Below are 13,044 nucleotides of genomic sequence, written 5' to 3' on the forward strand. Positions count from 1 at the left end.
AGTGCAGTTAAATGCACTTTTGAGCTATAAAACCCGATCGAATAGGTAAAGTCACTTGTGAAGTGTATTTAATTGCACTTTTATTGTTATTTGTTTAAATATTTTTTATTTTTGACACAAATAGAGCACTATGATGCACTTTTCAAAATTAATAAAAACCATTAAGGCCCGCAGAGAAATGCTGCAGGTAAACCAAGAAATGCTAGCAGAACTATCTGGTGTTAGCCTTAGAACCCTAAAGCAGTTTGAAAGTGGAAAAGGCAACCCCACCTTGCAAACCATTAGTAAATTGGCTGATGCATTGGGTTTAGAGTTAACACTACAAGTAAAAACCCTAATAAATGAGACAAGCTAAGGTTATCTACAAAAACGAAGAGGCAGGATTGCTTACCCAATTAGATAATGGAGACTTTGTATTTCGCTACCATGATACATGGTTTAATTCTGCAGACAAACCTGCTATTAGTCTTACACTTCCAAAAAATCAGCAAGAATACCAGGCGGAACATTTGTTCCCGTTTTTCTACAACATGCTGCCAGAAGGAACCAATAAACAAGTCGTGTGCCATGCCATGCGCATTGATAAAAAAGATCATTTTGGCTTATTACTAAATACTGCGACTTATGACACCATCGGAGCAGTTAGAATCATTAAAATAGACAATGTATGAGTTTATCTGATATCCAATATTGCCCTGGCACATTAAAAGAAGGGAATCAAACTTACTCGTCAACAGCTTTGAAGCGTGTTTTTAATGGGAAAAAAGTAAGTCATGTACTTCCTTATGAATCGCCTGCAACAAACGAAGTAACAGATGAACTATTTGATGATAATCGAAAAAGGATGTCTATTTCAGGTGTACAAGAAAAGTTTTCGATTCTGTTAGACAAAAACAAACTACGCCTAATAAAAGAAGGTGAACAAGGACAATACATTCTTAAATCAAAACCAAGTGCAGGTAAAAACCCTGAACAGATGCCTGCCAATGAGCATTTAACCATGCAAATAGCAAGGCAGGTTTTTAATATAGAAACTGCTGAGAACGCGCTCATTTTTTTTAGCAATGGAGATCAAGCTTATATCACTAAGCGATTTGATGTTAAAGATGACGGTACTAAGCGGGCACAAGAAGATTTTGCTGCGTTAGCGCAAAGAACACCTCAAACCCATGGAGAAAATTATAAATATTTGGGTAATTATTATGAATTATTTGAACTACTGAAAAAGTTTGTTCCTGCCTACAATGTCGAAGCTCCCAAGCTACTAAAACTTATCCTCTTCAACTACTTGTTTTCTAATGGAGATGCACATTTTAAAAACTTCTCACTCATACAAACTGAGTTGGGAGATTATAAATTGAGCCCAGCATATGACTTACTAAATAGTCGCATTCATATTGCGGATAAAGATTTTGCACTTGATGATGGTTTACTACCTTCAGCCCAAGCAAAAGGAAAAGTGCACGAACAGTTTCATAAGCTAGGCGAAATAGCTGGAATTAATACAAAACTTATTGACGGTATCTTTTCTCTGTTAACTTCCAAAAAGGACGAAGTACTTAATTTAATTAGCCACTCATATCTATCGGATAAATTGAAACGTAATTACGAACAGGCCTATTTAACCCGATTGAAAAAGCTAAACAGGAATTGAGAATGAAAAATGCTGATACACTTTATTTGATTTAATACATTTTGTTTAATTAATAAACCGGATATTTTATCAATACTAAGGTTTGTTTACTCAATAGTTTTTTATAGACTTGCATCATCTAAACTAATTAACCCAAATTTGAATAAGGTATTTTCAAAACACGACTCTACTGACGATAATCTGTTTTCCTCTATTAAACAGTCGGACGAAAGAGCATTCCGGATCTTATATGATAGATACTGGAAGGCATTATATGCTTTTGCATATTCTTTTACCGAAGATGAAGATCTATCGAAAGATATTGTACAGGAGATCTGGATTACCTTCTGGGATAAACGAAAAAACATCGATGTTAAGAATGTGAAAGCATATCTTTATTCGATGGTTAGAAACAGGGTTTATAATCAACTTCGCGATAACAAAAAACTGGAACATCAGCTCGAGATAATCGATAAATATCTTACTGTTGATGATATTACTGACCTTACTGATCTTGCCGATACAAACCAACTGTTAGAAGAAGCTATTGCTAAATTACCCGAGCGCAACAGAGAAATATTTATGCTCAGTCGTTTCGAGGGATTATCTAATCAGGAAATTGCTGATAGACTTGATATTTCGAAGCGTACAGTAGAGAACCACCTTACAAATTCACTTAGACAAATACGAAAGTCGGTAATTGTTGCTTTGCTTCTTGCTTCGATATAATTCCAAATAGACAGATGTTGCAAAGCAACTATTAAACAGAACCAACGACTCGATAAACAGCGAAAGATATTTTTTTATAATTAACTAAAGTTTCCCACATCTCGGATGTAAGATCTATGACATGGGAAATTTCAACGATCTGTAATTACTTGAGTATGTTTCAGTTAGTGGCTATTGGAAAATATAACAAACATTTTTTCATATTCTCTTGTGTGTGCTTCATGTTTTGTGTGTCTTATTTATAAAGGGAAGAGTTTAATCCCTCTTAGAAAGGAATACATAGAGATAGAAAATGAAAAATAAAGAAAATAAATTACTACATAAGTACCTGAATGACGATATCAATGATCAGGAAAATTTAGCCCTGCTTGTATTGGAGAAGAAGAAAATTTATGACAAGAAGGACGAAGTTTTCAAAAACCATCTTCATGAAAGTAAACTGAAAATGGATATTTTTTCCGGAATAAATGCTAAAAGAGTTAAAAAGATGTCATTGTACAGGGCTCTTCAAATAGCTGCTACGGTTGTTATTATGTTAGGAATAGGTTTGGGGTATATAATTAACAGTGCATATTTTGGAACTACCGAATTATCAAACAATCTTAAAAATCCTCAAAGCTATAATCTGCCGGATGGAACAGAAATCACACTGGCCTCAGGAAGTAGTATATTTTATGATGCTGATTTCGATGATGAATTCAGAAAAGTGGAGCTGAAAGGTGAGGCTTTTTTTGATGTTGAACGCGACGAAAACCGTCCTTTCATTATTAAAACTGATAGGTTAAATACCGAGGTATTAGGAACTTCATTCAATATAAAACAAACTGATAAAGCAGTAAAAGTTACTGTAGTTACCGGTCTTGTTAAAGTATACGACAATAAAAATGAAGTAAAAGTGAAACCACAGCACGAGGCTGTTTACAATATCAACAGCAGTGATCTGGTTAAACATCAAATCGATAATGACTACGCCACTTCATGGCTGAAAGATAAGTACAGGTTAAATAGAGTAGATATTATTCAGTTAACCGATTTTGTTGAGCAAAGATTTGGAGTAAGTCTGTTATACAAAGATAAAGAAATTGAACATACTCTAATTACAACTACAGTTAGAAAAGGAGAAAGCATCGACGACTTTATTGAGAAAATAAACGATCTGGAAGAGATTAATATAACAAAGCTAAATGCTAACGAGTTAAATGTAACCCTTGTTGAAAACTAATAATACATCCCAAATCAAAATGATAAGTAAAATCAATATAAGGAATGTAATTATCATATTTCTGGCCGTGTTTTTTGTGTACCCCATTGCTGTTGCACAAGGGGTTCAGAAAGATCCTGGTGATGAAAAAATTACTGTAAAGGAATCGAACATAACATTATCCGAATTATTGGATATTATGGATTCAAAATCGGAATACGATGTTTCATACGGGAACTATGTAATATCTCTTTCCGATAAATATAATTTCACCTACCATTCAAAAACTGTGTTCAATATTCTCGATGATATCAGTAAAAAACTTAATGTAAGTTACAAGGTCTCGGGATTTAATATTACTGTGATCAAAAAACGAAAATCTTCACTATTCAAAAAGAAAGTAACTATATCGGGTTATATAAAAGAAAGGGGTTCGGAAGAATTGTTGATAGGTGCAAATATTCATATAAAAGGAACAAATATTGGAACAGTTAGCAACTCTTATGGTTTCTACTCTCTTACAATTCCGGCTCAGAAAGCGGTTTTAGGTGTTTCGTATGTGGGTTTTGACACTTTTGAATTGGAGAAAGATTTTTTTGAAGATATAGAGTTCGATATCGAACTCGAACAAAATAATATGTTGCAGAATATAGATTTAACGTATTCTTCAAGCAAAAGAATAGCAGATAAAGCCTATATGAATGTTGTTAGTATACAGCCAAAGGAGGTTGAAAAAATTCCGGCCTTGCTTGGCGAAAAGGATGTATTTAAAGCATTGCAGTATATGCCCGGTGTTCGTTCGGGTAGCGAGGCAACTGCCGGACTATACGTAAGGGGAGGAGGCCCTGACCAAAATCTAATAATTTTAGATGATGCTCAGGTTTATAATGCTATGCACCTTTTTGGTTTCTTTTCGGTTTTTAACGGAAATGCAGTAAAAAATGTCGACATGTATAAAGGCGGTTTTCCTGCCCGATTTGGAGGGAGGCTTTCTTCTGTTATAGACATAAGCATGAAAGATGGTAACAAAAACGACTTTGAGGGGCAGGGGAGTATTGGTTTGTTATCATCGAACATAATGGTTGAAGGACCAATAAAAGAAGGAAAATCATCCTTTATAGTTTCCGGTAGAAGAACTTACATCGATGTTTTAGCTGCTCCTTTTACTCGAGGGCCAGGATCGGCAGGGTATTACTTTTATGATTTTAGCGCAAAGTTTAACTATGAGTTTAGCAGTAAGGATAAGCTATTTGTGAGTGGCTATTTTGGTCGCGACAAACTAAGAATGATCGAAGGGGGAGAATTGTTTAAAATGTATTGGCAAAATGCAACGACAACATTACGCTGGAATCATCTTTTCAATTCAAAACTATTTAGTAATACATCATTGATTTTTAGTGATTATGATTTGGTAATGAAAGAAGAAGAAGAATATGGGAATGAAATTTATTTATCAAAATACAATTCGGGAATTAGAGATATTGGTGTAAAAACAGATTTTAACTGGATGCCAAACAGTGATCATTTTGTACGTTTCGGATTTAATGTTATTAATCATTATTTTTCTCCAAGTGTTTATAATATAGAAAATTATAATCAAGAAAACATTGTACAGGCAAAGCATATCAATACTATTGAGAGCTCTATATATGCCGAAGATGATTGGAAAATAGGTGACAGGATTAAGCTTAATGCCGGATTGAGGCTTAGTAATCTGATGCATGAAGGAGAAAATTACCTGAGTCTGGAACCAAGGATACTTGCTGCTTTTATGTTAACGGATAAAACATCGTTAAAGGCTTCATATTCCGAGATGAATCAATATGTACATCTTTTGTCGTCAACAGGATCGGGTATGCCAACCGATATTTGGGTTCCGGCTACTAATAAGGTTGCTCCTCAATTTTCAAGACAATATGCTATTGGTCTCGCAAATGATATAGAAAAATATGGATTAACTCTATCGGTTGAAGGATATTACAAAACCATGGAAAATATAATTTCCTATAAAGAAGGAACCGATTTTTTATATGTTTCCGAACCCTATCCGGGAGAAGAATTCGAATATGAAGATGCTGTAGTAGTTGGTAATGGATATTCTAAAGGTGTAGAATTTCTCCTTCAAAAGAATCAAGGAAAATTTAGCGGTTGGATAGGATACACCCTTTCATATACCAAACATAAGTTCGAAGAACTAAATCGCGGAAAGGAGTTTTTTCCCCGTCACGACCGTCGGCATGATATATCAATTGTTGGGATCTATGAGCTGACTCCCCGAATAGATTTTAGTGCTACATGGGTTTACGGAACCGGTGATGCATTTACTCTGGCAACCGAAGAATATAATGTTTATGATCACGATCCAACAGAGCCAATTGAATATGATGTAGATTATTATCCTGAAACTGGTAATATATATGTTGATGGCGGACCGGAGAAATATACAGTAAATCATTATGTCGAAAAAAATTCATTTAGGATGGCTGCTTATCATCGCCTCGATTTTGCTTTCCGATTCCACAAAACACTAAAAAGCGGACGTAAGCGTACATGGGAATTTGGTATTTATAATGTTTACAACCGTAAAAATCCTTTTTATTACGAATCTAGCTGGGTTAATGAAGGTGGTAAAAAACAAAATGTACTTCTTCAGTATAGCATTTTCCAGATTATTCCAAGTGTATCATATACTTTAAAATTTTAAAAAATGAAGAATATTTTAATTATAATTTCTTTTATCATTTTGCTTACATCGTGCCAAAAGATAAGCAATATGGATATACCCGATTCAGAACCACAATTAGTAGTAACTTATTTTGTAGGGCCAAATTTATATAGCGATACAACATATTTGAACCTTGACTGGAGCATACCTATTTATAATAACCCTGATTACTACGAACAAACGAATTGGAATATGCGTAATCCGGTGGAGTGGGCAAATGTTAGCATGAGTAAAAACGGGAATGAATTTTCACTGTTATACGATAGTATAATTAAGGTTTACCGTAACCCTAATTCAGATTTTAAAGCCGGTGATAATGTAGGGCTGTATGTAAATTATAATAAAGAAGAAGAAATACGGGCAAATTGTGTAGTACCCGAAAAGCCGCTTTTTGATATTGAGCTCTTGGATTTAACTATTAATGCAGAAGGAGATAGTGTTTTCTCGATAAAATATACTTCGCGCAATAAAGGAAAGAACTATTTTAAATTCTTTATGAAAGAATATGGTTCCTCCTTAAGGGATAGATATTATGATGTTGAAACCGGTCATTATATAGATTCAATTTACCGAAATACCGATGTGGAGAAATCTTACCTACAAAACCCTGTGAGAATTTTAAATGAAAATGAAAGTACAGTTCTTAGCACAGAGTATTTTAAAGGGGGTAATATAGCTTATTATAAGGATAAAGCATATAGACTGGATTCTGTAGAAACTTATGTGCTTAATATAGACGAAGACTATTATAAATTCGAAAATATGCCAAAATATGATTGGCATGAAGACGGGATATATCTCCTGTTTGTGGGTGAACCCGAACTGGATTTTACCAACGTAGAAGGTGGTTTGGGTATATTTTGCGCATATAATATAGATGTTGGAACAATTAATATTCAGGAAAGTGTTACTAAATAATAAATATGGCCTTACAACTAATGTTTGGTGTGTAAATTATCAGAATAAAAATTTAATGTTTACTAATATAAATCTTAATTAAAATGAAGAACTTGATAAAAACAATGTCAATTATTTTGTTTACTACTTTACTTTTTTCATCATGTGATAAAGATGATGAAGGAAATATTGATAAAATTATAGACAACGAGTATTATTCAGAATACACTCCCGGTAAATTTATAACTACAGAAGACTGGGATACTTCCAGTCCGGATGGCGTAATGAACTATTTAGGTAGTTTTGAATATGATAATGAAAACTTATTAAAATCTATCGAGATGATTGTTAATGAAGATGGAACTTTAATTGGTATCTTATCAATGGAAACTACCGTAGAAAACAGCAAAATTACAGAACTTATGGTAAGCTTCCTCGACGGAGAAAAGCATATCTATAAATACACTTACGAAGAAGACAAAATAAAAAAGGTAGAGAAGTATAAAAACAGTAATTATCTGAATAAAAAATCTGCTTCAGATTTAGACTTTTCATCGAGAAATATTTTTGCCAGTCCTGAAAATAACGGATTCATCAGCGAGGACTTTTCATTAATATGGTATTATACTCTAATGTACAAAGGCGATAAGGTTGAAAAACTTGAATACTATATACCTGAATCTGATGAGATTGTTGGTACTGTAAAAGTGTTTTGGGATGATAATAATATATCCAGGATAGAAAATACAAATCATATGCACCCTGATAAGGATTTAGCCACAATTGTTTATGAATTTGAATACGACACAAAGCCAAATCTGCAGAAGTATATGGCATTATGCGAATATGCAACAAACTATGTGTCAGAACTTGGAATAGAAGCAAATCATATGGGCTTGATATCATACTTCTCTGATAACAATTTAAAACATGTTAAAATAGACTATCCCGCAAGTGAAGTGTTTAATATCGAGGTTAGTACTGTGTATGATGGCGAAATTGCTACGGCAATAAGTATGCAATATGCAAATGGTGGATGTGTTATGTCTTCGACAGTTGATTATATTCAGGTTGAAAAGTAGTAGTTTGGGTTAATAATATAGCTTCACCTATGCTTTATCAAGCAGAATAAAAATCATGTAACTATCAATAAAACAAGGCGCTAACAAAGAGTGTGAACACTCCCTCCTTCTTCGAGTTTACAACCACACAAAAGAGGATATAAGGCAGCCGAGTAATCCCATTGGATTTTAACCTGTATAAACTAAAACCAATGCTAACTTTTCAAAAACAACATTTAAACAAACTCCCCCACTCATAGCTCACCCAAATTTAATATTATGTAAATATATCCTCAATGTTAAGAAATCGTTAAGTAAAATATGAAAAAGAATAATAAAACACTACATTTGCCCCACTGTTTGGGGCTTTCTGTCGTTTTTTACAGCTTATGAAGTAAATTATTTTTAGGTTTTGTTCTTCTCAAATTTTATTTGACAAAATGCTTCCGTTTTATAGGTGTAATTTTCTAAAAACAGTACAAGCAAATTATATATTCAATTTTGCTAATTACAATCAGTATTAAATTTATATACTGATATTTTTTACCATGTTAAAAACTCAATGATATATGAAGGGGAGAATTTTAAGTATCAATTTAAAAAAATACAGTTCAGATTTTTTTGGAGGTTTATCCGGTGCGATTGCCGTATTACCACAAACATTGGGTTTAAGTGTACTACTGTTTACATCATTCGGTTATGATGCTTCGGCAGGAGCTATGGCTGGTTTAATTGGTGCAGTAATTCTTCTTCTTTCTTCGGGTATTGCCGGGGCAACAATAGGTATGATCAGTGCTCCAAACGGGCCCGTTACCATGCTTCTTGTTGGCATGGTTGCTACGTTGAGTCAGAATTATGCTCCAAACGAAATTTTAATAATAGTAGGAGCAGTACTCTTATTAACAGGTATTTTCCAGATAGTATTCGGAATACTCGGAGGGGGTGAACTGATAAAACTAATACCATATCCGGTTGTCGCCAGTATGATTACTGCTATTGGTATATTGATGATTAAATCGCAGGTAAACCAGATTCTGCCCTCGAATGAAATAGTCGGTTGGTTTAAATACATCCCTCTTATAGTTGCCTTAGTAACAATAGCAATAATATATTTAGTTAAGAAATTCTTTCCTCGTTTACCGGCAATATTAATGGGACTTTTAGGTGGGATAATTGTTTATCCGCTTCTTGTGCTTTCGATGGAAAATCCAAATTCAAAATGGGTAATCGGATCTTTGCCAACAATAGAACCCGGAGTAATATTAAGCAGGTTTAATGGAATAGAACTCGAAAGCTTACCATGGCAACTGATAGTTACATCAGCTTTGGCTTTAACAGTTTTAGTTATGATAGATTGTTTGTTAACTGCTTTGGTAGCTGATACACAAACTTCGGAACGTCACAATGCAAAAAATGAGCTTGTAGCTCAGGGTTTTGCACAAATACTTATCGGCCTTGTTGGTGGGGTTGGTGGTGGAGGAACAAAAGGCTCTACACTTGCAAATACTATGGCAGGTGGACGTAGATGGAGTCCGGTTTTTGCAGCTGTACTTATTTTACTCATGGCCTTATTTGGTAGAGGAATAGGATCATTCCTGCCCCTGTCGGCCCTTTCGGGAGTTATCATCTACATAGGTATCAACATGATCAATAAGAACATTATCTTCTGGTTAAAAGACAAATTTACAAGAGTAGATGCAATTAACGCCCTTACTGTAATTGCAACAACAATGATATTTGATGTTACTAAAGCCGTAGCACTTGGGATGATATTTGCAGTTATTACCTTTATAAGAAGAGCAATAAAGCGTCCGTTAATAAGACGTCAAACAAATATATTAGAATATCCTTCACCGCGAAAAAGAAGCGAGAAACACCGTGAGATTATTGAAGCAAACGGCGATAAGGCATTATTGATAGAACTTCAGGGTGACCTGTATTTTGCTACAACCGATCAATTGTATCGTAATGTGATGGAAAGAATCGATGGAAGGTTAGTAATAATTCTTCATTTCAGAAGGGTTATTTCTATCGACATGAGTGGTATGGTATTGTTGATGCAACTTGTAGAAATAGCTGAGAAAAACGGTACTAAAATTGTATTTACCCATTTACATAAGAATCTGGGCTTCGGTAAACAAATGAAAAAGGCTTTCAGACTTATCGAAAGTAAAAAGGAAAGTACTACAAATATATTCCATTCAACTGCCAGAGCATTAGAATTTGCAGAAGACCTTATACTAAAAAACGAATACAAGGATCAGGAATATTTTGATACAGCACCCGTAAGCTTTGAAGACAATAACCTGTGTAAATCATTAGATGATGTGGCAGTATCGACATTGAAAAATATCGCAAAAAAGCGAAAATTCGAAGACAGGGAAGTTGTTTTGGAAGAAGGCGATAAAACTAAATCGCTTCACCTTGTAACAAGTGGATTTGTTGAGCAACGTTTGTATAATGGACCTACATCGTATAAAGTACTGGCAAAATACTCTCCCGGAACATACTACGGTAAAGTATCGTTCTTTAGCAAAGGACCTTTAACTACAAGGTTTGTTGCACTGAGGGATACAACAGTATATGAGATCAAGCGAAAGAATATTAAAGACGAATCAGCCAAAGCCAAGGATGAATTCTTTACAGATGTAACGATGGCAATTGGTAGAAGCTTATCTAAGGAATCTAAAAGATTTATAGAGGAAATTCACAGGTTGGAGGCTCTTTAAAGTCTAAAGCCTGATACGCTTTTTAGCGTGGATTTTAGTGTTTTTTCCCTGATGATGTCTGCCATGGAGTAGGCGGGTTTATTAGGTATTACTACCTTTGTGAAATGAGTTCATCTGTTCTACACATAAAAAACATGGTTTGTAACCGCTGCATAAGGGTGGTTAGAGAAGAGTTTGCAAAACTGGAAATAGAAATCTCAGAAATAGAATTAGGCAAAGTTACTATTCCGTCAGAACTTAGTGACGGGCAACTTGCAGTAGTCAGAGATGTGTTAAAGGAAAATGGTTTTGAGTTAATTGACGACAAGAGAAGCAAGCTTATTGATAGTATAAAGACCCTAATTATTGAAAAAATACATCACGAAAAAGAGATGTCAGCATCTATAAACAGCTCAGAATTTATTTCAGGAGAGATAGGTTATGATTATTCCTACCTGAGTAAGCTTTTTTCATCGGTAGAGGGTATTACGATTGAAAAATTTATTATCAACCAAAAGATCGAAAAGGCTAAAGAACTATTGGTTTATAATGAATTAACCTTAAATGAAATTTCGTATCAGTTAGGATATAGCAGTGTTCAGCATCTTTCGAATCAGTTCAAGAAAATTACCGGACTTACTCCTTCGCATTTTAAAAAGTTGAAAGAAAACAAACGCAAACCTTTGGATAAAGTATAATAGCAGATGCTATAATCCAAAAATGATATAATTCTTTTCCAAAATAGTATAATGCTTCCGGTGTGATTACTTCCGTACTTTGTAATATAAATAAGAAGTAATGGAAGAAAAAGCTTATATAGAAACATTTTTTAGGGATTTTGCAATTATATTGAGTGAAATGTCGCCTTATCTTTTACTGGGTTTTTTCTTTGCGGGACTGTTGTACGCTTTTATGCCCCGTCAGAAGATTGAGCGATATTTTAACGGCAAGCCTCTAAAATCATCTGTTTTAGCCTCTGTATTTGGTATTCCAATGCCACTCTGTTCCTGCGGAGTTATTCCCACCGGCACAGCTTTATATAAAAACGGGGCCTCAAAAGGCGGAGCAGTATCATTTTTAATTTCTACACCTCAAACGGGTGTTGATTCTATTTTGGCAACATTTTCACTGCTTGGTTTACCTTTTGCAATAATACGCCCAATAGCCGCTTTAATTACGGGTGTTACAGGAGGAGTGATTACAAGTCATTTTGCCGAAGAAACCTCAAGAGAAGTGCTAATAGAGGAGGAGGAAGTAGTTGAGAAAAGTTTTTTTCAACGGGTAAAGGATGTTTTCAGGTATGGCTTTGTAGATTTTATCCAGGACATTTCGAAGTGGCTTGTAATAGGTCTGGTCCTGGCAGCAATAATATCGGCTTTAATTCCTGATGATTTTTTTGAGTTGCTGAACCTGCCACCAATAATGCAAATGCTATTGATTCTTGTTGTATCTATTCCATTATACATTTGTGCAACAGGTTCTATTCCGTTGGCGGCGATTTTAATACTAAAAGGAATTAGTCCCGGTGCTGCATTTGTGTTATTAATGGCGGGACCGGCTACCAATGCCGCAACCATAACAATGATTGCCAAAGTTTTGGGTAAGCGCAGCCTGTTTACATATTTAGGTACTATTATACTTGGTGCCTTATCCTTTGGTTTAATAATAGACTATGTGTTACCGGTAGAATGGTTTACCCAAATTATTAATCATAATCTGGCTCACAATCATAGTGAGCATGTTAGCTGGTGGCAAATACTTTCAGGAATCGTATTGATTGCTTTAATAATAAACGGATACATACAAAAAATACGAAGTTCAAAACAAAATACAATTCAAATAAAAGATAGTAATACTATGGGAATTCAAATTATAAAAGTAGATGGAATGACTTGTAACCACTGTAAGGCAAATGTTGAATCAAACCTCGAAAAACTCAGTTTTATTAACAAAGCTGAAGTAAATCTAAGTGATAAAACAGTAACAATTCAGGGTGATGACAGTATTGATGTTGAAAAAGCTAAGGAAACTATAGAAGAACTCGGTTATAAACCTTTGTAATTGATCGGTCAGTAATATAAAAATATAGA

11 protein-coding genes are annotated in these 13,044 nt (G+C 34.5%); all 11 read left to right on the top strand.

Annotation, left to right across the window (positions count from 1 at the left end):
- The first annotated feature begins 133 nt into the window (after nt 1–133).
- Complete coding sequence (locus ABFR62_09485) at nt 134–355, top strand: helix-turn-helix domain-containing protein (protein MEN8138654.1); 222 nt, start codon at nt 134–136, stop codon at nt 353–355.
- Nucleotides 342–671: a HipA N-terminal domain-containing protein gene (locus ABFR62_09490; GenBank protein ID MEN8138655.1), complete on the top strand. Its 330-nt coding sequence runs from the start codon at nt 342–344 to the stop codon at nt 669–671. The genes ABFR62_09485 and ABFR62_09490 overlap by 14 nt, the downstream gene beginning before the upstream one ends.
- Nucleotides 668–1,654 (top strand): HipA domain-containing protein, encoded by a 987-nt coding sequence (locus tag ABFR62_09495; protein MEN8138656.1) that lies wholly within the window; start codon nt 668–670, stop codon nt 1,652–1,654. The genes ABFR62_09490 and ABFR62_09495 overlap by 4 nt, the downstream gene beginning before the upstream one ends.
- 138 nt (nt 1,655–1,792) lie before the next feature.
- Nucleotides 1,793–2,362 (top strand): RNA polymerase sigma-70 factor, encoded by a 570-nt coding sequence (locus ABFR62_09500; GenBank protein ID MEN8138657.1) that lies wholly within the window; start codon nt 1,793–1,795, stop codon nt 2,360–2,362.
- 292 nt (nt 2,363–2,654) lie between these two features.
- Nucleotides 2,655–3,584: a FecR family protein gene (locus ABFR62_09505; protein ID MEN8138658.1), complete on the top strand. Its 930-nt coding sequence runs from the start codon at nt 2,655–2,657 to the stop codon at nt 3,582–3,584.
- Between the two features lie 19 nt (nt 3,585–3,603).
- The gene (locus tag ABFR62_09510; protein ID MEN8138659.1) at nt 3,604–6,267 is read left to right on the top strand and encodes a TonB-dependent receptor; all 2,664 of its coding nucleotides are present in this window, start codon (nt 3,604–3,606) and stop codon (nt 6,265–6,267) included.
- Between the two features lie 3 nt (nt 6,268–6,270).
- Nucleotides 6,271–7,206 carry a DUF4249 family protein gene (locus tag ABFR62_09515; GenBank protein ID MEN8138660.1) on the top strand — a complete coding sequence of 312 codons (936 nt, stop codon included), beginning with the start codon at nt 6,271–6,273 and terminating at the stop codon, nt 7,204–7,206.
- A gap of 83 nt (nt 7,207–7,289) precedes the next feature.
- Nucleotides 7,290–8,267, top strand: coding sequence for a hypothetical protein (locus ABFR62_09520; GenBank protein MEN8138661.1), 978 nt, complete (start codon nt 7,290–7,292; stop codon nt 8,265–8,267).
- Between the two features lie 548 nt (nt 8,268–8,815).
- Nucleotides 8,816–10,975, top strand: a complete 2,160-nt coding sequence (locus ABFR62_09525; protein ID MEN8138662.1) for a SulP family inorganic anion transporter — start codon at nt 8,816–8,818, stop codon at nt 10,973–10,975.
- A gap of 104 nt (nt 10,976–11,079) precedes the next feature.
- The gene (locus tag ABFR62_09530) at nt 11,080–11,652 is read left to right on the top strand and encodes an AraC family transcriptional regulator (GenBank protein ID MEN8138663.1); all 573 of its coding nucleotides are present in this window, start codon (nt 11,080–11,082) and stop codon (nt 11,650–11,652) included.
- Nucleotides 11,653–11,752: 100 nt separating this feature from the next.
- A complete protein-coding gene (locus ABFR62_09535; GenBank protein ID MEN8138664.1) occupies nt 11,753–13,015 on the top strand; it encodes a permease in 1,263 nt (420 codons plus the stop codon).
- Nucleotides 13,016–13,044: the final 29 nt, after the last annotated feature.

This window comes from Bacteroidota bacterium (assembly GCA_039714315.1).
GTDB lineage: Bacteria > Bacteroidota > Bacteroidia > Flavobacteriales > JADGDT01 > JADGDT01.

Coding starts and splice junctions, on each gene's coding strand:
- ABFR62_09485 (MEN8138654.1), top strand. CDS start 134: ATGCACTTTTCAAAATTAATAAAAACCATTAAGGCCCGCAGAGAAATG.
- ABFR62_09490 (MEN8138655.1), top strand. CDS start 342: ATGAGACAAGCTAAGGTTATCTACAAAAACGAAGAGGCAGGATTGCTT.
- ABFR62_09495 (MEN8138656.1), top strand. CDS start 668: ATGAGTTTATCTGATATCCAATATTGCCCTGGCACATTAAAAGAAGGG.
- ABFR62_09505 (MEN8138658.1), top strand. CDS start 2,655: ATGAAAAATAAAGAAAATAAATTACTACATAAGTACCTGAATGACGAT.
- ABFR62_09510 (MEN8138659.1), top strand. CDS start 3,604: ATGATAAGTAAAATCAATATAAGGAATGTAATTATCATATTTCTGGCC.
- ABFR62_09515 (MEN8138660.1), top strand. CDS start 6,271: ATGAAGAATATTTTAATTATAATTTCTTTTATCATTTTGCTTACATCG.
- ABFR62_09520 (MEN8138661.1), top strand. CDS start 7,290: ATGAAGAACTTGATAAAAACAATGTCAATTATTTTGTTTACTACTTTA.
- ABFR62_09525 (MEN8138662.1), top strand. CDS start 8,816: ATGAAGGGGAGAATTTTAAGTATCAATTTAAAAAAATACAGTTCAGAT.
- ABFR62_09530 (MEN8138663.1), top strand. CDS start 11,080: ATGAGTTCATCTGTTCTACACATAAAAAACATGGTTTGTAACCGCTGC.
- ABFR62_09535 (MEN8138664.1), top strand. CDS start 11,753: ATGGAAGAAAAAGCTTATATAGAAACATTTTTTAGGGATTTTGCAATT.